At 71.4% G+C, this 24,405-nt stretch carries 21 protein-coding genes; 14 read left to right on the forward strand and 7 right to left on the reverse strand.

The features are described 5' to 3' along the window. Positions 1 to 338: 338 nt before the first annotated feature. Entirely contained in the window at positions 339 to 983 is a 645-nt protein-coding gene (locus HCK04_RS35930; protein ID WP_142651803.1) for an MBL fold metallo-hydrolase, read from the reverse strand. A 12-nt stretch (positions 984 to 995) separates the two neighbouring features. After that, positions 996 to 1,991: a maleylpyruvate isomerase family mycothiol-dependent enzyme gene (locus HCK04_RS35935; RefSeq protein WP_142651804.1), complete on the reverse strand. Its 996-nt coding sequence runs from the start codon at positions 1,989 to 1,991 to the stop codon at positions 996 to 998. Between the two features lie 272 nt (positions 1,992 to 2,263). Between HCK04_RS35935 and uvrA the strand changes: the two genes are divergently transcribed. Then, complete coding sequence (gene uvrA / locus HCK04_RS35940; RefSeq protein WP_142651805.1) at positions 2,264 to 5,104, forward strand: excinuclease ABC subunit UvrA; 2,841 nt, start codon at positions 2,264 to 2,266, stop codon at positions 5,102 to 5,104. 165 nt (positions 5,105 to 5,269) lie between these two features. Beyond that, positions 5,270 to 5,707 carry a Rieske (2Fe-2S) protein gene (locus tag HCK04_RS35945; RefSeq protein ID WP_142651806.1) on the forward strand — a complete coding sequence of 146 codons (438 nt, stop codon included), beginning with the start codon at positions 5,270 to 5,272 and terminating at the stop codon, positions 5,705 to 5,707. 236 nt (positions 5,708 to 5,943) lie between these two features. Here the strand turns inward: HCK04_RS35945 and HCK04_RS35950 are convergent, their stop codons facing one another. Continuing rightward, entirely contained in the window at positions 5,944 to 6,657 is a 714-nt protein-coding gene (locus HCK04_RS35950) for a TetR/AcrR family transcriptional regulator C-terminal domain-containing protein (protein ID WP_142651807.1), read from the reverse strand. Between the two features lie 53 nt (positions 6,658 to 6,710). Here HCK04_RS35950 and HCK04_RS35955 point away from each other — a divergent pair, with 53 nt between their 5' ends. From HCK04_RS35955 to HCK04_RS36000, 10 genes are all read left to right on the forward strand, one after another. Then, positions 6,711 to 7,895 (forward strand): NAD(P)/FAD-dependent oxidoreductase, encoded by a 1,185-nt coding sequence (locus tag HCK04_RS35955; protein ID WP_142651808.1) that lies wholly within the window; start codon positions 6,711 to 6,713, stop codon positions 7,893 to 7,895. 166 nt (positions 7,896 to 8,061) lie between these two features. Beyond that, positions 8,062 to 10,185, forward strand: coding sequence for an excinuclease ABC subunit UvrC (gene uvrC, locus HCK04_RS35960; RefSeq protein ID WP_142651809.1), 2,124 nt, complete (start codon positions 8,062 to 8,064; stop codon positions 10,183 to 10,185). Between the two features lie 419 nt (positions 10,186 to 10,604). Further along, complete coding sequence (gene rapZ / locus HCK04_RS35965) at positions 10,605 to 11,474, forward strand: RNase adapter RapZ (protein WP_142651810.1); 870 nt, start codon at positions 10,605 to 10,607, stop codon at positions 11,472 to 11,474. Between the two features lie 273 nt (positions 11,475 to 11,747). After that, positions 11,748 to 12,680: a uridine diphosphate-N-acetylglucosamine-binding protein YvcK gene (yvcK, locus tag HCK04_RS35970; RefSeq protein ID WP_260617529.1), complete on the forward strand. Its 933-nt coding sequence runs from the start codon at positions 11,748 to 11,750 to the stop codon at positions 12,678 to 12,680. A gap of 63 nt (positions 12,681 to 12,743) precedes the next feature. Next, positions 12,744 to 13,724 carry a DNA-binding protein WhiA gene (whiA, locus tag HCK04_RS35975; RefSeq protein WP_079319876.1) on the forward strand — a complete coding sequence of 327 codons (981 nt, stop codon included), beginning with the start codon at positions 12,744 to 12,746 and terminating at the stop codon, positions 13,722 to 13,724. Positions 13,725 to 14,065: 341 nt separating this feature from the next. Further along, complete coding sequence (gap, locus tag HCK04_RS35980) at positions 14,066 to 15,070, forward strand: type I glyceraldehyde-3-phosphate dehydrogenase (RefSeq protein WP_142651811.1); 1,005 nt, start codon at positions 14,066 to 14,068, stop codon at positions 15,068 to 15,070. Further along, positions 15,070 to 16,257: a phosphoglycerate kinase gene (locus HCK04_RS35985; protein WP_142651812.1), complete on the forward strand. Its 1,188-nt coding sequence runs from the start codon at positions 15,070 to 15,072 to the stop codon at positions 16,255 to 16,257. The genes gap and HCK04_RS35985 overlap by 1 nt, the downstream gene beginning before the upstream one ends. Further along, positions 16,258 to 17,037, forward strand: coding sequence for a triose-phosphate isomerase (gene tpiA, locus HCK04_RS35990; protein WP_142651813.1), 780 nt, complete (start codon positions 16,258 to 16,260; stop codon positions 17,035 to 17,037). Between the two features lie 149 nt (positions 17,038 to 17,186). Beyond that, positions 17,187 to 17,417, forward strand: coding sequence for a preprotein translocase subunit SecG (secG, locus tag HCK04_RS35995; RefSeq protein WP_076441471.1), 231 nt, complete (start codon positions 17,187 to 17,189; stop codon positions 17,415 to 17,417). Positions 17,418 to 17,492: 75 nt separating this feature from the next. Continuing rightward, positions 17,493 to 17,840, forward strand: coding sequence for an RNA polymerase-binding protein RbpA (locus tag HCK04_RS36000; RefSeq protein WP_079319880.1), 348 nt, complete (start codon positions 17,493 to 17,495; stop codon positions 17,838 to 17,840). A gap of 182 nt (positions 17,841 to 18,022) precedes the next feature. Here HCK04_RS36000 and HCK04_RS36005 read toward each other — a convergent pair whose 3' ends face one another. Together HCK04_RS36005 and HCK04_RS36010 are read right to left on the reverse strand one after the other, a co-directional pair. Further along, the gene (locus tag HCK04_RS36005) at positions 18,023 to 19,630 is read right to left on the reverse strand and encodes an amidohydrolase (RefSeq protein WP_142651814.1); all 1,608 of its coding nucleotides are present in this window, start codon (positions 19,628 to 19,630) and stop codon (positions 18,023 to 18,025) included. A gap of 11 nt (positions 19,631 to 19,641) precedes the next feature. Next, positions 19,642 to 21,039 (reverse strand): FAD-binding oxidoreductase, encoded by a 1,398-nt coding sequence (locus HCK04_RS36010; RefSeq protein WP_142651815.1) that lies wholly within the window; start codon positions 21,037 to 21,039, stop codon positions 19,642 to 19,644. Positions 21,040 to 21,236: 197 nt separating this feature from the next. On the opposite strand from HCK04_RS36010, the gene HCK04_RS36015 reads away from it, so the two are divergent. After that, positions 21,237 to 22,313 (forward strand): GNAT family N-acetyltransferase, encoded by a 1,077-nt coding sequence (locus HCK04_RS36015; protein WP_142651816.1) that lies wholly within the window; start codon positions 21,237 to 21,239, stop codon positions 22,311 to 22,313. Between the two features lie 68 nt (positions 22,314 to 22,381). Here HCK04_RS36015 and HCK04_RS36020 read toward each other — a convergent pair whose 3' ends face one another. After that, positions 22,382 to 22,930, reverse strand: coding sequence for a YciI family protein (locus tag HCK04_RS36020; protein WP_142651817.1), 549 nt, complete (start codon positions 22,928 to 22,930; stop codon positions 22,382 to 22,384). Between the two features lie 47 nt (positions 22,931 to 22,977). On the opposite strand from HCK04_RS36020, the gene HCK04_RS36025 reads away from it, so the two are divergent. Beyond that, entirely contained in the window at positions 22,978 to 23,862 is an 885-nt protein-coding gene (locus HCK04_RS36025) for a hypothetical protein (protein WP_142651818.1), read from the forward strand. Positions 23,863 to 24,220: 358 nt separating this feature from the next. On the opposite strand, the gene HCK04_RS36030 is transcribed toward HCK04_RS36025, so the two are convergent. Then, a partial coding sequence (locus HCK04_RS36030; protein ID WP_205831136.1) for a hypothetical protein occupies positions 24,221 to 24,405 on the reverse strand: 185 nt, incomplete at its 5' end.

Genomic DNA, 24,405 nt, shown 5'->3' on the forward strand with positions numbered 1-24,405 from the left:
GGCTCCAGGGGGTGGGACGGTGTGCGCCGACCACTATACGGACGCCCTCATACGGTTCTGAGATCACCGGCCGGGCGGGAGCACCCATCGGCACGACCGGCGGCAGGATCGCGGCCGGGGTGGTCTCCGTTTCCGGGCTCCGTCTCCCCGGCCGCCCTGATCCGCTCAAGTGCCGGGTCTGTTCGCGTACTGGTCTGTTCGCGTACTGGTCTGCTCGTGTACGGGTCTGCTCGTGTACGGGTCTGCTTACATACGAGGCGCTCGGGCGGCGCTGTGCTGGGACGAGCCGGCGCCCCCGCGCTGGGACACCGGCCGTCCGGGTGCGCGTCAGGCGTACGTCACCAGCCGCGGGCCTTCCACTCGGGCAGGTGCGGCCGCTCCGCGCCGAGCGTGGTGTCCCTGCCGTGGCCGGGGTAGACCCAGGTCTCGTCGGGGAGGCGGTCGAAGATCCGTTCCACGACGTCCGTGAACAGCTGCTCGAACCGCGCCGGGTCCTTCTGCGTGTTGCCGACGCCGCCGGGGAACAGGGAGTCGCCGGTGAACAGGTGGCGGTCCTGGTAGAGCAGCGCGATCGAGCCGGGGGTGTGGCCGCGCAGGTGGATGACGTCCAGCGTCACCACGCCGACCGTCACCCGGTCGCCGTGCTCGACCTCCCTGGTGACCTTCACCGGCAGTTCGGGGGCGTCGAGAGGGTGGGCGATCGTCTGCGCGCCGGTGGCGCGGGCGACCTCCTTCAGGGCTCCCCAGTGGTCGGGGTGCCGATGGGTGGTCACGATCGAGCTGATCGGCATGTCGCCGATCAGCTCGAGCAGCCGGTCGGGCTCGGCCGCCGCGTCGATCAGCAGCCCGTCGCCGGTCTCGGTGCACCGGAGCAGGTAGGCGTTGTTGCCGAAGTCGCCGACCTCGATCTTCGAGATCGTCAGCCCGGGCACCTCGCGTACGTCGGCGGGTCCGCCTTTGGTGACGTTTCCGGTATAGGTCATGATCGTTCCTCTCTAGTTCCCGGCGGGCGGCCAGGACGACGGTGGTTCGGCGGGCAGTCCCGCCGGGGACGGCTCCGGCCAGCGAGGCGGGGACGGCGGTTTCCCCGCGGGGTCGTGCCGGAGGCGCGCGTTCGAGGCGTCGTGCCGGAGGCGCGCGTTGGAGGCGTCGTGCCGGAGGCGCGCGTTGGAGGCGTCGTGCCGGAGGCGCGCGTTGGAGGCGTCGTGCCGGAGGCGCGCGTTCGAGGTGTCGTGCCGGAGGCGTGCATCGGCTGCGTCGAGCGGAAGGCGCGCATCGGCGTCATCGGGCCGGGTGGGGCGCCGCGGCGGGGCGAGTCGCAGGCCCGTGCCGTCGGTCCTGCCCGCGAGCCAGGCGAGCAGCTCGCGCGGAGTGCCCTCCACGGCCGGGCCGTCGCCGAGGCCGGTCCACGTCCTCAACACCTCACCGGTGCCCGGGGCGAGGGCGACCACTTCGCTCACCGGGCTCTCGTCGCCGAGCCAGAGCATCGTGTCGTACAGCTCTCGTCTCACGAACGTCTCGGGCCAGTCGGCCCATCCGTAGCCTGCCCCGAGGTCGGCGTGGTGCACCTCGATCTCCCTGAGCCGGCGGATCGGGACGTACCAGGCGGGGTGGTCGGGCGGGAACATCCCCGAGACCGGCGTGGTCCACGCCTCGGCGGGCATCCGCGCGACCGCCGTGGCGAACCGCTCCGCGCTGTCGCGCAGGTCGGCTTGCTGCTCGGCGGCCGGGCGGCCGGCGCCTGCCGCGATGCCGGCCTCGCGGGCCCGCAGCGAGGCGTACTGGGGGGTGCGCACCCCCGTCCGTGCCCAGGTCAGCAGGTTGACGCAGCCGTCGGCGTTGCGGGCGACGTGGGTGAGCACGTGTCCCCTCGTCCAGCCGGGCAGCAGGGACGGCGCACGGAGATCCTCGTCGGTGAGGCGGGCGGCGGTCGCCAGCAGGCGCTCGGTCGCCTCGGCCAGCTCCCGCTCGATCTCGTGGATGACGGACATGAGAAGAATCATGGACCCTGGAGTCCCGGTCCGCCGTGCCCATGACCGCAGGGGAAGAGGACGGCGCGGCGGGCGGTTGTATGAGCAGGGGTTTCGCGCGGATGCCGGGCGCGGGTTTGACGAAGCTCATACCCTGGTTCGCGGAGCGTGTCCCACGGAAGCACGCGGGGCCGCCCCCTCCGGCCGCCGGACGATGCCCCCCGAAATTGTCGGTGGCTCTGGATAGCCTGCCCGTGCACCTCCATTCACCTCATCGACCTATCGGGACCACCGTGGCTGACCGCCTGATCGTGCGTGGCGCACGCGAACACAACCTCAAGGACGTCTCGCTCGACCTCCCGCGAGACGCTCTGATCGTCTTCACGGGGCTTTCGGGCTCCGGCAAGTCCAGCCTGGCCTTCGACACGATCTTCGCCGAGGGACAGCGCCGGTACGTGGAGTCCCTGTCCGCGTACGCCCGGCAGTTCCTGGGTCAGATGGACAAGCCCGACGTGGACTTCATCGAGGGCCTTTCCCCGGCCGTCTCCATCGACCAGAAGTCCACCAGCCGCAACCCTCGCTCGACCGTCGGCACGATCACCGAGGTCTACGACTACCTGCGGCTGCTCTGGGCGCGCATCGGCAAGCCCCACTGCCCGCAGTGCGGGCGCCCGATCGCCCGGCAGACGCCGCAGCAGATCGTCGACCGTGTGCTCGAACTGGAGGAGGGCACCCGCTTCCAGGTCCTCGCCCCGATCATCCGCGGCCGCAAGGGCGAGTACGCCGAGCTGTTCCGCGAGCTGCAGACCAAGGGCTACGCCCGTGCCCGCGTGGACGGCACGATCGTGCGCCTGGAGGAGCCGCCCACCCTCAAGAAGTACGAGAAGCACGACATCGAAGTGATCGTCGACCGGCTGTCGGTCAAGGAGAGCGCGCGGCGCAGGCTCACCGACTCGGTGGAGACCGCGCTGCAGCTGTCCGGCGGCACGATCACGCTCGACTTCGTCGACCTTCCCGACGACGACCCCAACCGTGAGCGCTTCTACTCCGAGCACCTCTACTGCCCGTACGACGACCTGTCGTTCGAGGAGCTGGAGCCCCGGTCGTTCTCGTTCAACTCGCCCTTCGGCGCCTGCCCCGAGTGCACCGGCCTCGGCACGCGCATGGAGGTCGATCCCGACCTCCTCGTGCCCGATCCCGAGCGCACGCTCGGCGACGGCGCGATCAGCCCGTGGGCGAACGGCCACACGAGCGACTACTTCGTGCGGCTGCTGGAGGCGCTGGGCAACGCGCTCGGCTTCGACCTCGACACCCCGTGGGAGCGGCTGTCGAAGAAGGCGCAGAAGGCGATCCTGCACGGCCACGACGAGCAGGTCCACATCCGCTACAGCAACCGTTATGGCAGGCAGCGGTCCTACTACACCGATTTCGAGGGCGTGATCCCCTGGGTCCAGCGCCGGCACGCCGAGTCGGAGAGCGACGCCAGCCGGGAGCGGTTCGAGGGCTTCATGCGCGAGGTGCCCTGCCCGGCGTGCAAGGGCCGCCGCCTCAAGCCGGTCTCGCTGGCCGTGACCGTGGGGGACGCCTCGATCGCCGAGGTCTCGGGCATGTCGATCGCCGACTGCTCGAAGTTCCTGTCCGGCCTGCGGCTGTCGGAGCGGGACATGCAGATCGCCGAGCGGGTGGTCAAGGAGATCAACGCACGGCTGGGCTTCCTGCTCGACGTCGGCCTCGACTACCTCACGCTCGACCGGGCCGCCGGCACGCTGGCGGGCGGCGAGGCGCAGCGGATCCGGCTGGCCACCCAGATCGGCTCCGGCCTGGTCGGCGTGCTGTACGTGCTCGACGAGCCGTCCATCGGCCTGCACCAGCGGGACAACCAGCGCCTGCTGGAGACGCTGATCCGGCTGCGCGACATGGGCAACACGCTGATCGTGGTCGAGCACGACGAGGACACGATCGCCGCCGCCGACTGGGTTGTCGACATCGGCCCCGGCGCGGGCGAGCACGGCGGCCAGGTCGTCGTGTCCGGCACCGTGCAGGACCTGCTCGCCAGCGAGGAGTCGCTGACCGGCGCCTACCTGTCGGGCCGCAAGGCGATCACCGTGCCGGAGATCCGGCGTCCGCGGGACAAGAAGCGGCAGCTCGTCGTGAAGGGCGCCCGTGAGCACAATCTGAAGGGCGTGGACGTCGAGTTCCCGCTCGGCGTCTTCACCGCGGTCACCGGCGTCTCGGGGTCCGGCAAGTCCACGCTGGTCAACGACATCCTGTACGCCGCGCTGGCCAAGGAGCTGAACGGCGCGAAGACCGTGCCCGGACGGCACTCCCGGGTCGTCGGCACCGACCTGGTCGACAAGGTCGTCCACGTCGACCAGTCGCCGATCGGCCGTACGCCGAGGTCCAACCCGGCGACGTACACCGGAGTGTTCGACCACGTGCGCAAGCTGTTCGCGGCCACGACCGAGGCGAAGGTCCGTGGTTATCTGCAGGGCCGGTTCAGCTTCAACGTCAAGGGCGGGCGCTGCGAGGCGTGCGCCGGCGACGGCACCATCAAGATCGAGATGAACTTCCTGCCGGACGTCTACGTCCCCTGTGAGGTCTGTCACGGCGCCCGGTACAACCGGGAGACGCTTGAGGTCCACTACAAGGGCAAGACGATCTCCGAGGTCCTCGACATGCCGATCGAGGAGGCGCTGGAGTTCTTCGAGGCGATCCCCGCCATCCGCCGTCACCTGCAGACGCTCAACGACGTCGGTCTCGGTTACGTACGGCTGGGCCAGCCCGCGACCACGCTGTCCGGCGGCGAGGCGCAGCGGGTGAAGCTCGCCTCCGAGCTGCAGCGGCGCTCGACCGGCCGCACGGTCTACGTGCTGGACGAGCCCACCACCGGCCTGCACTTCGAGGACATCAGGCGGCTGCTCGGCGTGCTCAACCGCCTCGTGGACGCCGGCAACACCGTGATCGTCATCGAGCACAACCTCGACGTCATCAAGACCGCCGACTGGATCATCGACATGGGACCCGAGGGCGGGTCGGGCGGTGGCAGGGTCATCGCCGCAGGCACGCCCGAGGACGTCGCCCGGGTCGAGGAGAGCCACACCGGCGCGTTCCTGCGCAAGATCTTGGGCGTATGAGTATTCGTCTCATTATTTCTCCCTACTCTTCTCCTTTCGACCGCGTCACTCTGAACCGGCCACGGGGTGATGGCCGTACCTGAGGACACACAGGGTGACGCGTCGCACAGGGGAAGGACCCGGGGCCGTGGGCGTCCCGGGCCGCCGCATCAGGGAAGGATGAGCATGACGGATACGACACGCCGGGCCGTGATCTTCGGTGCCGGAGGCGCCGGGCTGGCCGTGGCGCTGAGCGCGTGCGGCGCCTCCGGTGACACGACGGCGTCGGCGGACCAGGGCGGTGCGCAGGACGGCCAGGACCAGGCGGCGCAGGGCGGGGGCGAGCTCGCGAAGACCTCCGACATCCCCGAGGGGGGCGGCAAGGTCTTCAAGGACCAGGACGTCGTGGTCACGCAGCCTGCGGCCGGCGAGTTCAAGGCGTTCAGCGCGACCTGCACCCATCAGGGCTGCCCGGTCGCCAGCGTCTCGAACAACGAGATCGTCTGCCCGTGCCACGGCAGCAGGTTCAGCGCCAAGGACGGCTCCGTGACGAACGGCCCGGCGGCCAGGCCGCTCGCCGAGCGGAAGATCACGGTGAGCGGCGACAGCATCACCCTCGCCTGACAAGGGCTGCCGGACCCGCTCGTCCGGGTTCGCCTGTCTGGGCTCGGTGCTCACGCTCGATGTCCGGGCTCGATGTCCGGGCCTGCCGTTCGGGCCCGATGTCGGGACCGACTGGTCGGCCTCGTGCCTCGCGGCCGACGGCGAGAGCACTCGCTCGTCTGAGGGTGCCAAGGGACACCGCCGCCCGTCATCGCGCGGAAGCCGGTGCGATGGCGGGCGGCACGTCATGCAAGGCGTCAGGGGGCGATTGTGAACGGCTCGCCGACCGGTCGGGTGAGTTTGGCGGCCACGGCGTCGAGAACCCAGTCGAGGCCGGTCGCGAAGGACGCCTCGGGCTCCACCTCTGTGCCGTCGTGCACGAACTTGGTCAGCGCCGGGAAGCGGCCCGTGGCCAGCATCCGCGTCACGTGCGGGCCGGAGGCGTGCTGCCACTCCCGGTCGGACAGGCCCGTGGCACGCTCGGCCCGCAGGTTCGCGATCTCGCGCCTGATCGCGCCGATGACGTAGGCGTTGACGACTTCCACGGCGCGTATGACGGTGTCGAGGTCGGTGAGGCCGTCGAAGGCGGCCAGCGTGGCCTCGGTCACCGCGAGGGCGTTCGGGCCCAGGGACGGGCGCCCGCCGAGCAGGTCGGCCAGCCATTCGTGACGGAGGCCGGCCTGACGGGTGCGGTGGGCGAGGCCGTGCAGCGCCTCCCGCCAGTCGCCGGGCCGCTCCCCGGGGAGGATCTCGGCGTACACCTCGTCCACCATGAGGTCGAACAGCTCCTCCTTGGTGGAGATGTATCCGTACAGCCGCATCGGGCCGACGTCCAGCCGGGCGGCGACCTTGCGCAACGACACTGCCTCCAGCCCGCCCTCGTCGGCCAGCGCGATGGCGGCGGCGACGATCCGCCCCCGGTCGAGCGGCGCGGGCCGAGTCGGCGGCTCCGGCCGGTCCCACACAGTCATGCGTACATCGTACTATTGCGATACGCCGTCTCGTCAAAATGCAGTGTATCGACATGAGACAACGTATCGCCGTTATCGGCGCCGGTCCCGCCGGCCTCACCTTCGCCCGCGTCCTGCACCGTCATGATCACCCCGTCACCGTCTTCGAACGCGATCCCGCCCCCGACGCCCGCCCCCAGGGCGGCACGCTCGACCTGCACAGAAATCTCGGCCAGCTCGCGATGAGCAAGGCGGGACTGCTGGAGGAGTTCCAGGCGCTGTCCCGTCCCGAGGGGCAGGCCATGCGCATCCTGGACACGGACGGGACCGTCCTGCGTGACTGGCCGCACAATCCGGATGACGACGCCAATCCCGAGATCGACCGCGGGCGGCTCCGCGACCTGCTGCTCGGTTCCCTGGACGTCCAGTGGGGACGGGGCGTGACGGAGGTGGTGCCGGGCACCCCGGACGGCGTGCTGGTCCGTTTCGCGGACGGGCGGCAGGAGACGTTCGACCTCGTGGCCGGCGCGGACGGCGCCTGGTCTCGGGTCCGCCCGGCGGTCTCGTCAGTGACGCCGCACTACACCGGCGTCACCACCGTCGAGACCTCGATCGACGACGTCGACGTCCGCCACCCCGGCCTCGCGCGGCTGATCGGCGACGGTTCGGTCGCCGTGTACGGCGTGAACCGCGGCGTCGTCGCCCAGCGCAACAGCGGCGGCCACGTCAAGGTGTACGCCCAGTTCCGTGCGCCGCTGGACTGGCACGCGAACCCGGACGCGAACCCGGACGCGGGTTCGGACGCGGGTTCGGACGCGGGTTCGGACGCGGGGCCGGACCAGGCCGGCGCCGAGACCCTGCGTTCGCGCGTGCTGGCGCTGTTCGACGGCTGGTCCGCTCCCGTCCTCGACCTTCTCCGTCACGGCACCGCGTTCGTCCACCGACCTCTGTACGTCCTGCCCGTGGGGCACACCTGGGCCCACGTCCGCGGGGTGACGCTGCTGGGCGATGCCGCCCATCTGATGCCCCCGCTGGGTGTGGGCGCGAACCTCGCGATGCTGGAGGGCGCCGAACTCGCCGAGGCCGTCGCCACCGCCTCCGGCCACGACGATCTCGACAGGGTCGTGCGCGCCTTCGAGGAGCAGATGTGGGCGCGGGCCGGCAGGTGGGCGAAGTTCGCGACGGCCGGTCTGGAACGCCTCGTGAGCCCGGATCCTGCCGACGCCATCGCCCTCTTCGACGAGGTCAACGCGTCCTGATCGCCGGCCGATCGCGGGCGGAGGCGCACCGGCACCGCGCACGGCTGCACAGGTGCCCCGCAGCCGGAGCCGGCTGACGTGACATCCGTGATCTACGGCGTAAAGGCCGTGGCCCGGCTCCGCCGGGGACGGCGGGATTGTCGGCGTGGACCAGTAGTCTTTGGGTGTGGCGGATCCGGCAACTTATCGACCGGCGCCCGGATCGATCCCTGAGTCGCCAGGCGTCTATCGCTTCCGCGACCCGGGCGGCCGGGTGATCTACGTAGGCAAGGCGAAGAGCCTGCGGCAACGGCTCAACTCCTACTTCGCGGACTTCGCCGGCCTGCACCCGCGGACGCAGACCATGCTGACGACCGCGGCGTCCGTGGACTGGACGGTGGTCGGCACCGAGGTCGAGGCGCTCCAGCTCGAATACTCCTGGATCAAGGAGTTCGACCCCCGGTTCAACGTCAAGTATCGCGACGACAAGTCGTACCCGTACCTGGCCGTGACGATGGGGGAGGACTTCCCCCGGGTGCAGGTGATGCGCGGGGCCAAGCGGAAGGGCACCCGATATTTCGGGCCCTACTCGCACGCCTGGGCCATCCGGGAGACCGTCGACCTGCTGCTGCGCGTCTTCCCCGTACGGACCTGCTCGGCGGGAGTCTTCAAGCGGGCGGGGCAGATCGGGCGACCCTGCCTGCTGGGATACATCGACAAGTGCTCCGCGCCCTGCGTCGGCCGGGTCACCCCCGAGGAGCATCGGGCCCTCGCCGAGGACTTCTGCGACTTCATGGCCGGCAACACCGGCCGCTTCATCAAGCGGCTGGAGCGCGAGATGCGCGAGGCGGCGGCCGTGGAGGAGTACGAGCGGGCCGCGCGGCTGCGCGACGACATCCAGGCGCTGCAACGGGCCCTGGAGAAGCAGACCGTCGTGCTCGGCGACGACACCGACTGCGACGTGATCGCCCTGGCCGAGGACCCGCTTGAGGCGGCGGTCCAGGTCTTCTACGTGCGTGGCGGCCGGATCCGCGGGCAGCGCGGCTGGGTGGTCGACAAGGTCGAGGAGGCCACCCCCGGCGAGCTGGTGGAGCAGTTCCTGCTGCAGATGTACGGCGAGGCGACGATTCCCCGCGAGATCCTCGTGCCCGCGCGGCCCCCGGACGAGGCCGCGCTGATCGAGCTGCTGAGCGAGCAGCGGGGCTCCCGCGTCGACCTGCGAGTTCCCCAGCGCGGCGACAAGAAGAGCCTCATGGAGACGGTGGAGCGCAACGCCAAGGAGTCACTCGCCCAGCACAAGCTGCGCCGCGCGAGCGACCTGACCACGCGCAGCCGGGCCCTGCAGGAGATCGCCGACGCCCTCGACCTCGACCAGGCGCCGCTGCGCATCGAGTGTTACGACGTGTCGCACATCCAAGGCGAGAACGTCGTGGCCTCGATGGTGGTCTTCGAGGACGGCCTGGCCCGCAAGAGCGAATACCGCCGCTTCTCCATCAGGAGCACGGAAGGCGATGTGGCCTCGATCTACGAGGTCATCTGCCGGCGCTTCAAGCGCTACCTGGAGGAGCGGGCGGCGACCGGCGAGCTGGACGCCGAGACGGACGACGAGGCAGGGCGCGACGTGGCACGGCCCGGCGCGGCGGTGAACGGCGTGGCCGCGAATGGCGCGGCGCGCGATGGAGCAGGGCCCGCCGCGGCGGCGCGCGATGAAGCAGGGGGCGGCGAGGACGAGGACGACGCGGGCGAGCCCGACGCGGGCGAGCCCGACGCGAACGGATACGGATCGGCCGGGCGCGGTGGCGCGGCGACGCCGATCGACCCGGAGACCGGCCGGCCCCGCAAGTTCGCCTACCCGCCCAACCTCGTTGTGGTGGACGGCGGCCCCGCGCAGGCGGCGGCGGCCCAGCGTGCTCTGGACGAGCTCGGGATCGACGACATCGCCGTGTGCGGGCTGGCCAAGCGGCTGGAGGAGGTCTGGCTGCCCGGTGACGACCAGCCGGTGATCCTTCCGCGCAGCAGCGAGGGTCTTTACCTGTTACAACGCGTCCGTGACGAAGCACACAGGTTCGCTATCACCTACCATCGGACGAAGAGGTCGAAATCGCTCAAGGAGAGCGCGCTCGACCACGTGCCGGGTCTCGGCCCGGCACGCCGTCAGGCACTGTTGCGGCACTTCGGCTCGGTGAAGCGGCTGCGGGAGGCGAGCGCGGAGGAGATTCGCGAGGTCCCCGGCATCGGCCGTGCGACCGCCGAGGCCATCGTCGCGGCGCTGCGCGGTGAGAGCCCGTCCCCCGCGGGGCAGGGGTCCTGAGGTGCTCGCGCGAGCACCCCGGCGTGTCCCGCGCAAGCCTGAGCAGAAGGCCACGGCGGAAAGCCGGGGCGGAATGCAGGAGGCGCGGCAGGCCGGGCCAGGCCGGGGCAGACGGCAGGGCCGGCAGGCCCGGGAAGATGGCAGGGCGCAGCGGGCCAGGCCGGGCAGAGGGCGGGATGCGGCAGGCAGGGCGCGTCGGAGTCGCCCGGCGTGGCGGTGGCGCGATCAGGTGAAGAGGTGTCATGCTCCGGCACCAGAGGTCCCTCCCCCGGGGAGCGGGCCCGGTCCCCGGCGTACGGGCCGGCCATTCCGGCGTGGGCGGCGGACGACGGACGGGGCCGGCCGGGCGGCGGACGGGGCTGACGTTGGGCGGGCTGACATGAGTGGGCTGACATGGGCGGCAAGGCGGTGAGCGGGCGATGAGCACGACTGAGCCGGCATTCGTGGTGATCACCGGAATGTCGGGGGCGGGGCGCAGCACCGCTGCGAAGGCCCTGGAGGACCTCGGCTGGTTCGTGATCGACAACCTGCCGCCGGGGCTGCTGTCCTCGCTCGCCGAGGAGGCGGGCCGGGTGAACATGGCGACCGACCGCGTCGCCGCCGTGGTCGACGTGCGCAGCCTCGCCTTCACCACCGACCTGAACGCGGCGATCGAGGAGCTCGACGGGCGCGGTGTCGGCGTCCGCGTGGTGTTCCTCGAGGCCAGCGACGAGGAGCTGGTCCGCAGGTTCGAGAACGTGCGGCGTCCTCACCCCCTCCAGGGCGACGGGCGGCTGGTCGACGGCATCGACCGCGAGCGCGGCATCCTGCGCGAGGTCCGCGCCAACGCCGACCTCGTCATCGACACGTCCCTGCTGAACGTCCACGAGCTCCGCAAGAAGATCGTGTCGTTCTTCGGCGGCGAGGACCGCCCGGGGCTGAAGGTGAACGTGGTGTCCTTCGGCTACAAGTACGGCCTGCCGGTCGACGCCGATCTCGTCGTGGACTGCCGGTTCCTGCCCAATCCCCACTGGGTGCCGGAACTGCGGCACATGACCGGGCTCGACGCCCCCGTGCGCGATTATGTGCTCGGTCAGCCCGGGGCCAAGGAGTTCCTCGACGGATACGAGGAGGTCTTCGGCATCGTCGCCGCCGGGTATGCGCGTGAGGGCAAGGGGTACGCCACTCTCGCGGTGGGCTGCACCGGAGGCAAGCACCGCAGCGTCGCGATGGCCGAGCAGCTCGGCGCCCGTCTGCGTGAGCGCGGCATGGACGTCCAGGTCAGCCACCGGGACACGGGCCGCGAGTGACGGCCCCCGCCCGGGCCGCCGGCCGGGCCTTCCGCCGGTCCGGGGGCGCGACCGCGTACGGCAAGCTCCGGCCGGCGCCGGGGCCGGGCCGATCAGCACGACATGAGCGCCACGGCTCCGCAGGGCGGTGCTCGTGGCGAGGCGAGGAGGACGATGAAGGATTCCGCCCCGGAAGAACCCGCGGACCCCTCCGTCCCCGATCAGCCAGGGAAATCCCCCACCTCCATCCCCACCCCCGGCAGGCCGATGTTTCCCCCGAACCCCGCAACCGCCGTGAGGGGCCCCAAAGTCGTCGCGCTCGGCGGCGGCCACGGCCTGTACGCCTCCCTGTCGGCCCTCAGGACCGTCACGGACGACCTGACGGCGGTGGTGACGGTCGCCGACGACGGCGGCTCCAGCGGCCGTCTCCGGCGCGAGCTGGGGGTCCTGCCGCCCGGTGACCTGCGGATGGCGCTCGCGGCCCTGTGCGGCGACGACGAGTGGGGCCAGACCTGGAGCGAGGTCGTCCAGCACCGTTTCAGGAGCGAGGGGGAGCTGCACGGGCACGCCGTCGGCAACCTCCTCATCGTCGCGCTCTGGGAGCTGCTCGAAGACCCTGTCGTGGGCCTGGAATGGGTGGGCCGGCTGCTCGGCGCGCACGGCCGGGTGCTGCCCATGGCGTCCGTGCCGCTCGACATCCAGGCGGAGGTCGAGCTGGACGGCACGATCACGACGGTGCGCGGGCAGGTCGCCTGCGCGCTGACGCCCGGGCGGGTGCGCTCGATCTCGCTGCTGCCGTCCGACCCGCCCGCCTGCCCCCAGGCGATCGAGGCGATCGAGGCGGCCGACTGGGTGGTGTTCGGGCCGGGCTCATGGTTCACCAGCGTGCTGCCGCACCTGAAGGTGCCCGAGCTCGCCCGGGCGCTGCACGAGACGAGCGCCAGGCGGCTGGTGATCCTCAACCTCGCGCCGCAGGCGGGGGAGACCGACGGCTTCTCTCCGGAACGGCACCTGGAGGTGCTCAGGGAGCACGCCCCCGCACTGGTGGTCGACGCGGTGATCGCCGACGACGATGTGGTCGCCGACCCGGGCGCGCTGGAGAAGGCGGCGGGGTCGATGGGCGGGCGTGTCGTTTTGGCCGATGTGGCCGCCCATGACGGATCTGCGCGGCACGACGGACCACGTCTTGCCGCTGTCCTGGATGAGATTTTCCGTGAGAAGCGGTGATTGCGTGCTCGTCAGGTGCGAGAGACTGACGGGCAGAGTCTGTCTGGGGGAGGACACGAGCTGATGGCCATGACGGGTGTGGTGAAAGACGAGCTGAGCCGCCTTCCGGTGCTCAAGCCCTGCTGCCGCAAGGCGGAGGTTTCGACCCTGCTGCGGTTCGCCAGCGGGCTGCACCTGGTGGGCGGGCGCATCGTGATCGAGGCCGAGCTCGACACCAACGCCACCGCCCGCAGGCTGATCAAGGACATCGGCGAGGTCTTCGGGCACAAGGCCGAGGTGCTGGTCCTGGCCCCCGCCGGTCTCCGCAAGGGCTCGCGCTACGTCGTGCGCGTCTACAAGGACGGCGAGGCGCTGGCCCGGCAGACCGGCCTCATCGACAACCACGGCCGGCCCGTACGCGGTCTGCCCCGGCAGGTCGTGTCCGGGGCCACCTGCGACGCGGAGGCGGCGTGGCGGGGCGCGTTCCTCGCGCACGGCTCGCTGACCGAGCCCGGCCGGTCGATGTCGCTGGAGGTGACCTGCCCCGGGCCGGAGGCGGCGCTGGCCCTGGTCGGCTCGGCCCGGCGGCTGAAGATCCACGCCAAGGCCCGCGAGGTGCGCGGCGTCGACCGCGTGGTCGTGCGCGACGGCGACGCGATCAGCGCGCTGCTGACCCGGCTCGGCGCCCACGACAGCGTGCTGGCCTGGGAGGAGCGGCGGATGCGCCGCGAGGTGCGGGCCACCGCCAACCGCCTGGCCAACTTCGACGACGCCAACCTGCGCAGGTCGGCCAGGGCGGCCGTCGCCGCCGGCGCGAGGGTGCAGCGGGCGCTGGAGATCCTCGGCGACGACGCCCCCGAGCACCTGGTGATCGCCGGGCGGCTGCGGGTGGAGCACAAGCAGGCGTCGCTGGAGGAGCTCGGCCAGATCGCCGACCCGCCGCTGACCAAGGACGCCATCGCCGGGCGCATCCGGCGGCTGCTCGCGATGGCCGACAAGCGAGCCCAGGACCTCGGCATCGCCAACACCGAGGCGAACCTCACCGCCGACATGCTGGCGCAGTAGCCCGCGGAGGGCGTGAGCAGGCCCGGGCGGCCGGGTCGGTGCGCCGTCCCGCCCTTCCCGTCGCACCGCCCCACGCCTGGTTGTGAGCCCTGTTCGCGTGCCCTGTTCGTGTGCCCTGTTCGTGTGCCCGCTCATGGGCCCCGGGGAGGGGGCGCCGAGGGGGTGTGGCGGGGCCGCCGCGGCGCGGGAAGGGCCCGTTCACCGGCTCGTCCTGCCTGACACGCCGTCAAAGAGCGGCCCGGTGGTCTACACCAATTTGGGTCCGATAAGGTCTGTCATTGAGGTTTAACACAGCCCTGGCGCCGGTACGCCGGCGCACGACGTACGAGGAGATCGGATCCGTGAGCATCCGCGTAGGCGTCAACGGCTTCGGCCGTATCGGCCGTAACTTCTGGCGCGCTGTGGCGGCCAGCGGCAAGGACATCGAGGTCGTCGCCGTCAACGACCTCACCGACAACGCCACGCTGGCCCACCTGCTGAAGTACGACAGCATCCTGGGCCGCCTGCCGTACGAGGTGAAGGCCTCGGCGGACGAGATCACCGTTGACGGCAAGGCGATCAAGGCGTTCGCCGAGCGCGACCCTGCCAAGCTGCCCTGGGGCGACCTGGGCGTGGACGTCGTCGTCGAGTCGACCGGTCTGTTCACCGACGCCACCAAGGCCAAGGTGCACGCCGACAACGGCGCGAAGAAGGTCATCATCTCCGCTCCGGCGAAGAACGAAGACGTGACGATCGTCATGGGCGTCAACCACGAGAAGTACGACGCGGCCGCTCACACGATCATCTCCAACGCCTCCTGCACCACCAACTGCCTGGCCCCGATGGCCAAGGTCATCAACGACACCTTCGGCATCGAGAAGGGTCTGATGACCACCATCCACGCCTACACGCAGGACCAGAACCTGCAGGACGGCCCGCACAAGGACCTGCGCCGCGCCCGCGCCGCCGCGCTGAACATCGTCCCGACCTCCACCGGCGCCGCCAAGGCCATCGGCCTGGTCCTGCCGGAGCTGAAGGGCAAGCTCGACGGTTACGCGCTGCGCGTGCCGATCCCGACGGGCTCGGCCACCGACCTCACGGTCGAGGTCGGCCGCGAGACCACCGTCGAGGAGGTCAACGCCGCGCTCAAGGCCGCCGCCGAGGGCTCGCTCAAGGGCTACCTCAGCTACACCGAGGACGAGATCGTCTCCAGCGACATCGTCACCGACCCGTCGTCCTGCATCTTCGACGCCGGCCTCACCAAGGTCATCGGCAACCAGGTCAAGGTCGTCGGCTGGTACGACAACGAGTGGGGCTACTCCAACCGCCTCGTGGACCTCATCGAGTACGTGGGCGCCTCCCTCTGATGATCGGAATCGACGAGCTCGACGTGAAGGGCCGGCGCGTGTTCGTGCGCGCCGACCTCAACGTCCCCCTCGACGGGGAGACGATCACCGACGACGGTCGCATCCGGGCGTCGGTGCCGACGATCAAGAAGCTGGTCGAGCGCGGCGCGAAGGTCATCGTCGCCGCCCACCTCGGCCGCCCCAAGGGCTCCGTCACGCCGAAGTACTCGCTCGCCCCGGTCTCCCGGCGGCTGGCCGAGCTGCTCGGCCAGGACGTGGCGTTCGCCACCGACGTGGTCGGCGAGTCCGCGCAGAGCGTGGTGGCGGGTCTGCAGGACGGGCAGGTCGCCCTCCTGGAGAACCTGCGCTTCGAGCCGGGTGAGGAGTCCAAGGACGACGCGGTCAGGGGCGAGTTCGCCGACAAGCTGGCCGCCCTCGCCGAGCTGTACGTCGGCGACGGCTTCGGCGCGGTGCACCGCAAGCACGCCAGCGTCTACGACCTGCCCAAGCGGCTGCCGCACGCGGCGGGCGACCTGATCCTCGCCGAGGTCGAGGTGCTGCGCAAGCTCACCGAGGACCCGGCCAGGCCGTACGTCGTCGTGCTGGGCGGCGCGAAGGTCTCCGACAAGCTCGGCGTCATCGCGAACCTGCTGTCCAAGGTCGACCGCCTGCTCATCGGCGGCGGCATGGCCTACACGTTCCTGAAGTCCCAGGGACACGAGGTGGGCAAGTCGCTGCTGCAGGAGGACCAGATCGACCAGGTCAAGGGCTTCCTCGAAGAGGCGGCCTCGCGCGGGGTCGAGCTGGTGCTGCCGGTGGACGTGCTGGCCGCCACGGAGTTCGGCCCCGACGCGCCGTACGAGGTCGTGGACGCCACCGCGATCCCGGCCGACCGCGAGGGCCTGGACATCGGCCCCCGCACCCGTGAGCTGTTCGCCTCCAAACTGGCCGACGCGCAGACCGTGTTCTGGAACGGCCCGATGGGCGTGTTCGAGTTCGACGCGTTCTCCGGCGGCACCCGCGCGGTGGCCGAGGCGCTGGTGAACTCCAAGGCGTTCACCGTGGTCGGCGGCGGCGACTCGGCGGCGGCCGTGCGCAGGCTCGGCCTGCCCGAGGACGGCTTCTCGCACATTTCCACCGGTGGCGGCGCGAGCCTCGAGTATCTCGAAGGCAAGACGCTGCCCGGACTCGCGGCGCTGGAGGAGTAGATGGCCCGCAAGCCGCTGTTCGCCGGCAACTGGAAGATGAACCTCAACCACCTTGAGGCCATCAACCTGGTGCAGAAGCTGGCGTTCACGCTCACCGACCGCGACTACGACAAGGCGGACGTCGCGGTCATCCCGCCGTTCACCGCCCTGCGCAGCGTGCAGACGCTCGTGGACGCCGACAAGCTCCGCATCGCCTACGGCGCCCAGGACCTGTCGGCGCACGACTCCGGCGCGTACACCGGGGAGATCTCCGGGGCCATGCTGGCCAAGCTCGGCTGCACGTACGTGCTTGTGGGGCACTCGGAGCGGCGGCAGTACCACGGCGAGGACGAGGCGCTGTGCAACGCCAAGGTCAAGGCCGCCTACCGGCACTCGCTGACGCCCATCCTGTGTGTGGGCGAGGGGCTGCCGGTGCGCCAGGAGGGCCGGCACGTCGAGCACACGCTGGCGCAGCTCGACGGTGCGCTGGAGGGCGTGCCCGCCGAGCAGGTGAAGTCCATCGTGATCGCCTATGAGCCGGTCTGGGCGATCGGCACCGGCGAGGTCGCCACGCCGAAGGACGCCCAGGAGGTGTGCGGCGCCATCAGGACGCGACTCGCCGAGCTTTACGGTGACGATGTGGCCTCTGTTGTCCGTATCCTTTACGGTGGCTCGGTGAAGTCGGACAACGTCGCCGGCATCATGGCGGAGACCGACATCGACGGCGCCCTCGTGGGAGGGGCCAGCCTCGACGCGGGAGAATTCGCCAAGATCTGCCGATTTGGCGAGTCCGCCGGTTAGCTGAGCCGTTTGGGGGGTGCGACTTGACATCAGGACGTACCCTCGAAGAACACAATTGAATCGTCACGCCGATGGCACATCGTGCATCCGCACGTCGGTGACATCGTGCACACGCGTCGTGCACGCCCGGACATAGGAACAGGTCTACGGTGACAATCGGAATCTCCATCGCCCTCATCCTGTCGAGCGCTCTGATGGTGCTGCTCGTCCTGCTCCACAAGGGCAAGGGCGGCGGCCTGTCCGACCTGTTCGGAGGCGGGTTCTCGTCCTCCTTCGGCGGTTCGTCGGTGGTGGAGCGTAACCTGGACCGTCTCACCATCATCACCGGCATCGTCTGGTTCGTCTGCATCATCGCGCTGGGCCTGCTGCTCAAGCCGTAGCGGACGGCCTCCGGCCACGCGTGACAGAGATTCACCTCCCCCCGTCCGCGGGGCGATCGAGCAAGGAGTTCATCGGTGGGTAGTGGCAACGCGATCCGTGGCAGCCGAGTCGGCGCCGGCCCCATGGGAGAGGCCGAACGCGGCGAGGCCGCCCCCCGTGTGCGGGTCTCGTTCTGGTGCGCGAACATGCACGAGACGCGCCCGAGCTTCGCCAGCGACGCGGCCGTTCCCGAGTTCTGGGACTGCCCGCGGTGCGGCCTGCCGGCCGGGCAGGACCAGTCGAACCCGCCTGCTCCGCCGAAGAACGAGCCGTACAAGACGCACCTCGCGTACGTGAAGGAGCGCCGCAGCGACAAGGACGGCGCGCAGATCCTCGCCGAGGCGCTGGAGCGGCTGCGCTCCTCCTCCCGCCCGATCTACTGATCCGGACACCCGTGTAGGCCCTTTCCGCTCAGGCGGGGAGGGCCTTTCACATGTCCGCGGGCTCCCGCTCGGCGGCGCGGTAAGCGGCCGTGGCGATGTGGGCGGATGTGGGCGGATGTGGGCGAACGAGTGGTCGAGCGGGCCGGCGTCGCCGGTGGTCCAGGCCGGCCCGCTCGTTCCGGTCATCCGCCGTGCACGGGCTCGCCGTCGAGGAACGTCATGACGACCTTGGTGGTCCAGATGTCCTTCGGGTCGAGGGCGAACGGGTCGCGGTCGAGCACGACGAGGTCGGCCGGGCGGCCCTCCTCGATCACCCCGGCGGGCGAGCGGTTGATCCAGGCCGATCCCTCGGTATAGGCCGTCATGATGGTCCGCAGGTCGAGGCTCTGCTCGGGGAGGAACGGGGTCTGGGCGGTGGGGTAGGTCGCGTGGACGGAACCGCCCGGCTCGGTGCGGTTGACCGCCACGTGCATGGCCTCCAGGGGGTTCGCCGAGGAGACCGGCCAGTCCGAGCCCCCGGCGAACCGGGTGCCGTGCCGTACGAGGTCGGCGAAGGGATACTGCCAGGAGGACCGCTCCTCGCCGAGGAAGGGGATGCACAGCTCGTCCATCTGCAGGTGGTGGGTGGCCCACAGCGCCTGGAGGTTGGCCGTCACCCCGAGCTCGGCGAAGCGCGGCACGTCCTGCGGCGTGATGATCTGCACGTGTGCGACGTGGTGCCGGTTGGCGGGGTCGGTGCCGGTCAGCGCGTCGAGCGCCTCGCGCACGGCCCGCTCACCGATGGCGTGGAAGTGCACCTGGAAGCCCAGGGAGTCGAGCTCCTTGACGTACCCGCCGAGCAGCGCCGGGTCGATGTACGACAGGCCGGTGCCGCCGCAGCGGCAGTAGGGCTCGATGACGGCGGCGGTGAAGTTCTCCGGGATGCCGTCCTGCATGATCTTGACCGAGGTCGCGCGGAACCGGTCCAGGCCCGCGGCGGACGCGCGCCGCTCCACCAGGCTCGGGATCTGCTCGGCGCCCTGCGCGCGGTCCCACCACAGGGCGCCGACCACGCGCGCCTTCAGCCGCCCGGAGGAGGCCGCGGAGATGTAGGTGGGCAGCTGGTCGTCCGACCCGGCGTACGACCCGACGATGGCGTCCTGCCAGCCGGTGATGCCCAGCGAGAACAGGTGGGCCTGCGCGTCCATCAGGGCGGCGTCGACGTCGGCCGGGGTGGGGCGGGGTGTGAGCAGGCCGACGAGGTCCATGGCGCCCTCGTGCAGCACGCCGCTCGGCGTGCCGTCCGGGTCGCGCTCGATGCGGCCGTCCGCGGGATCGGGGGTGTCCTTCGTGATGCCGGCGAGCTCCAGGGCCCGCGTGTTGACCCAGGCGGCGTGGTGGTCGCGCTGCACGAAGTATGCCGGGCGGTCGAGGAAGTCGAGCTGCGACCGGTGGGGGAGGCCGCCGGGGAAGGCCGACATGTCCCAGCCGCCGCCGTCAATCCACGCCTTCTCCGGATTTCTCGTGGCATAGTCGGCGATCTTCGCGGTGTAGGCGTCGAGTCCGTACACCTCGGCCAGGTCGCACTTGGCCCGCTCGAGCCCGGCCTGCACGGGGTGGATGTGAGCGTCGGTGAACCCCGGCGTCAGCAGGCCGCCGCCGAGGTCCACCGGCTCGGCGTCCGGCGCGAGCCGTACGAGGTCGGACTCGGCGCCGACGGCGGCGATGACGCCGTCGCGGACGAGGACCGCCTCGGCGAAACCGCCGGGGACGAAGACACGGCCGCCGCGGAACAGGAGGGAGGAGCTCACAAATCAGCCTTTCAGTGCCCGGTGATCTTGTCGGCGATCCTGGCCAGTACGGACGTCCTGGTCATGCCCCTGCGTTCGCGGGCGTCGGCCAGGCGGTAGAGACGGTACATCGAATGGACACCGAGCCAGCGCAGGGGCTCGGGCTCCCAGGCGCGCACCCGCCGGTCCACCCACGGCATCCGGGTCAGGTCGGTGTCGCGGCGCAGCACCAGGTCGCACAGCGTGCGCCCGGCGAGGTTGGTGGTGGTCACGCCGTGACCCGTGTAGCCGCCCGCCCAGCCGAGGCCGGTGGCCGGGTCCACGTGCACGGCCGAGCACCAGTCACGCGGCACGCCGAGCACGCCCGACCAGGCGTGCTCCACCCGCGACCCGGCGACGGCCGGGAAGAAGGAGACCAGCAGGTCCCACAGGGCGTCCACGGTCCAGTCGTGCGTGTGCCCCCGCTCGTCGACCCTCGATCCGTACAGGTAGGGCCTGCCGCGCCCGCCGAAGGCGATGCGGCCGTCGGCCGTCCGCTGGGCGTACATGTAGTAGTGCGCCATGTCGCCGAGCAGCTCGCGGCCCTGCCAGCCGAGCTCCGCCCAGACCTCCTCGGGCAGCGGCTCGGTGACGATCATGGAGCTGTTCATGGGCAGCCAGTCGCGGCGATGACCGGCGATGGTGGCGGTGAACCCCTCGGTGCAGCGCAGCACGTGGTCCGCCCGCACCGTGCCGTACGGCGTGACCGCCCGGCCCGGCGCGATCTCGGTGACGGCGGTTCGTTCGTAGATCTCGACGCCCAGGTCGCGTACGGCCCGCGCCAGGCCGCGGACGAGCTTGGCCGGCTGGATCCTGGCGCAGTGCGGGCTCCAGGTGGCCCCGGTGGCTCCCGCGATGCGCAGCCGGTCGTTCATCTCGTCGCTGGTCAGCAGCCGGACGTCGCCGGCGTCCCAGCCCCAGGCGCGCTGGCTCGTCAGCTCCTCGCGCAGCCGCAGGTCCTGCGCCGGGCCGCGCGCGACGGTGAGCAGGCCGCCCTTGACGATGTCGGCGTCGATGCCCTCCTCGCGGGCGACACGGATGACCTCGTCGATGGCCTCGAACATCGCGCGCTGCAGCCGCCGGGCGCCGTCCCGTCCGTGGGTCTTCGCGTACCGCTCGGGGGAGCCGGCCAGCGCGCCGGTCAGCCAGCCGCCGTTGCGTCCCGACGCGCCGAACCCGGCGAACTCCTTCTCGAGCACGACGATCCGCAGCGACGGGTCGGCCTTCTTCAGGTAGTAGGCGGTCCACAGCCCCGTGTAGCCCGCGCCGATCACGGCCACGTCGGCCTGCAGGTCGCCGCCCAGGGGCTCTCCGGGGGTGGGCACTCCCGGCGACCGATACCAGAAGGACACCTCGCCGTTGACGAAGCCGGGGGACAGGGGAGCTGTCATGGTGCACATCCTGCTATATCCGTGCTGATCTCGCTATTCGGCGACGGATGCCGTGGAGATCCAGCGGAACACATGCGGATAACCGTAGCTGTAACGTGGCACACCGACAGGAAACGACCGGCTCACCGCCGTGTAGCAAAGGTGTAACAGCGCTCCTGCACCCTGAAGACCAGCACAACGGAGGGGAGCGGGTAGCGATGGGGTTCTTCCGGATCCGTACGACCGTGGACGAGCGGCCCGGGCGGCTGGCGTCGCTGGCGACCGCCCTGGCCGACAAGGGCGGCAACATCCTCGGCCTTTCGGTGCAGCCCGACACGGACGGCACGGTCGACGAGTTCGTCACGGACATCCCCGCCTCCCCCGAGGCCGTACGCGAGGCGCTGGAGGCCGCGGGCGGGCGGCGGGTGCGGATCGTGCCCGCCACCGCGCACGAACTGACCGACGAGCCGACGCGCACACTGCTGCTCGCCGCCCGGCTGCGCACGGCCCCCTGGCGCCTGCCGGAGATCCTGGGCGAGCTGCTGCGCGCCGACGACGCCCGCTGGGTGTACGGCGCGAGCGCCGCGCTCGCGCGCAGCGAGGACGGCGACGGCGACGAGGGGGAGGCTGTCGAACTGCCCGACCCGGGCCTGCTCGTGGTGCCCGTGGCGCCCCGGCGGTCGATCCGGCTGCGCCGCTCCGGGCTCCCGTTCACCCTGACCGAGGCGGCCCGTGCCGCCGCGATGGTGAGGCTGGCGCAGCCGCCGGCCGAACCGTCCGCGGCCGAGGGGCCGGTGCGGCTCGCCGACGGCGCGGAGGTGCAGGTCAAGCCGCTGACCTCGCTCTACCGCGAGGCGCTGCGCGACCTGCACGAGCGCTGCTCGCCCGAGACGCGCAGGTTCCGCTACTTCACCGCCAACCCCACCCTTCCGCCCCGCACGTTCGACCGGCTGTGCGACCGGTCCCGCGGCCAGTCGCTCGTCGCGGGGCACGACGGCCAGGTCGTGGCGCTCGCGTCGCTGATGTTCACTGCGGACCCGGGCATCGCGGAGATCGCCTTCCTCGTGGAGGACCGCTGGCAGGGCCGCGGGCTCGGCGGCCGCCTGGCCCGCATGCTCCTCGCCCAGGCCAGGGACCTCGGCTTCGCCGAAGTTCGGGCGACCCTCCTGTACGACAACACGCGCATGCGCAGGCTCTTGAGCTCCCTCGGCGCGACGCTCACCCACACCGAGGACCCTGGTGTGATGGAGGCGCGGATCGCCGTGGGCGTGATGGCGACAGCGTCCCCGAGCTGACGCCCTCACGGGTGGTCCTCCTGGTCCGGCGTAGCTCAGGGCGCCGGACCAGGACGGATCGCCCCGGTCTACCGCCGCCCGCCGAACTCCCAGTCGTGCACCTCGATGGCGGCGTACCGGTCCCGGGTCAGGACGGCGCGTGCCGCGTCCGCGTCCGGTGCCCGGACCAGCGCCGCCGTACCCAGCCAGGCGGCGCCGTCGTCGGACAGCAGCGGCCCGTACGCGATCAGTTCGTCCCGATCGGTCGGCGGAACGAGGTCGGCGGCCTCCCCGGAGCCCAGACCCAGCACCAGATATCGGTTGCCGCCGTCCCGGCCGCCGGGAAAGTCCCACATGGTGCGTCCGAGCGCGTTGCGCCACCGCCGTATCATCACGTCCCGATACACCCCGGCCTGATAGTTGGGCTCGTCGAAGGCGAACGCACGCGCGGCGGCGGGATCGGGCAGGTCGACGATGTGCACGCTGCCGGTGGCGATGCCCGCGGCGCGGTCCAGAGTCGGGCCACGGGCGATCAACTCCGCGTCGAACCGGTCCATGTAGGACCAGTGGGCCTCCACCAGCTCCTCGCGCAGCGGGTCCGAGCCGGGCCGATCACGGTGATAACAGAAGAACTCCACGCGACGAGTGCCTATCACAGGGGAACGTCAGGGGGTACACGTGGTCTGTGGACTTCGACGAGGCGGCCGACCGGCTCTACGGCATGGTGCCCGAGGAGTTCACCTCGGCGCGTGACGCGCTGGCCAAGGAAGCGAAGGCGGCGGGGGACGCCGCGCTGGCCAAGCGGATCAAGGCGTTGCGCAAGCCCACCGTGGTCGCCTGGGCCGTCAACCGGACCGCCCGCGAACGGAGCCGGGAGCTCGGGCGGCTGCTCGACCTCGGACGGCGGCTGCGGGACGCCTGGCGCGCCCAGGACGCCGAGGCCCTGGCCGAGGCCGGTCGCGAACGGACCCCACTCGTCGCCCGTCTCGTCCGGTCCGTACGGGAGGAAGCAGAGGCGGCCGGGCATCCGCTGGCTCCGGCGGCCGACCTGGAGATCGAGCAGACCCTCGACGCCGCGGTGGTGGACGAGGACGCGGCCGAGCAGGTGCGCCTGGGCCGGCTGACCCGCCCTCTGAGCTACAGCGGCTTCACTCCCGCCCCTGTCGTGCGACCCGCCCCCGAACCGGCGGCGCGCAGGCAGGCCACGCCTAAGGCCGGAGGCGACGAAGCGGAGCGGGAACGGCGGGAAGCCGAGCACGAGCGCCGCGTGAAGGAGCTGGAAGACGCCCTCGCCGAGGCCGAGCGGGCCGCACGGGAGGCGGAGCGGGGCCGCGCCGACTGGGCGGCCGAACGGACGGAGGCCGAGCGCGAGCACGAGCGGCGTACGGCCAAGGTCGAGGCGCTCACGGACAAGCTGGCCAAGGCCAAGGAGAAGCTGAAGTCGGCCGAACACCGGCTGGAAGTCGTCCGCCGCGAGGAGACGAAGGCCGACCGCGCCGCCAGGTCCGCCCGCCAGCGCGCCGACCAGGCCCGCGCCGCCCTCGACGAGGCCCGATCAGGCCCCCGGTAGGGGGTTCTCCCTGCCCTCTTGTCGCCCATCTGTCCACACCTGCCCCTGCTTTGGTCCACAAGCGACACATCCGTCCCTGCCTCTCTTCTCCCGCTGGTGCGATGTGAGGTGCGGTTACTGATGCCTTCTTGTGCTGTGTCCTCAAGGCGAGGCTGCGCTCTCAGGGCGAGGCTGTTGAACGGGCCGGTGTCCGCCGGGCGGCGCCGCACCGCACCACCGCGCCCCGCCCGGCGCCGCGCCGCGCTCGCCCCGCCCGGCGCCGCGCCGCGCCGCGCCCGCCCCGCCCCGCGCCGCGCCGCGTCGACTAGGATCACCGGCACGCGACCGGCCACGCTCCCGAGTTTCGCCAAGCGCAACGCTACGTCTGGCGTCGGCAGACGGTGTGACCGGCCGCGCCGCCGCACCACCGCGCCGCCGCACCACCGCGCCGCCGCACCACCGCGCCGCCACACCACCGCGCCGCCACACCACCGGGCCCACGCCACAGCTCCGCCGCGTCCCAGTCGTTCGCGGCGCTCACCCCCGCACCTCCGGCCTCATTCA

This window comes from Microbispora sp. CL1-1 (assembly GCF_012034195.1).
Lineage (GTDB): Bacteria > Actinomycetota > Actinomycetes > Streptosporangiales > Streptosporangiaceae > Microbispora.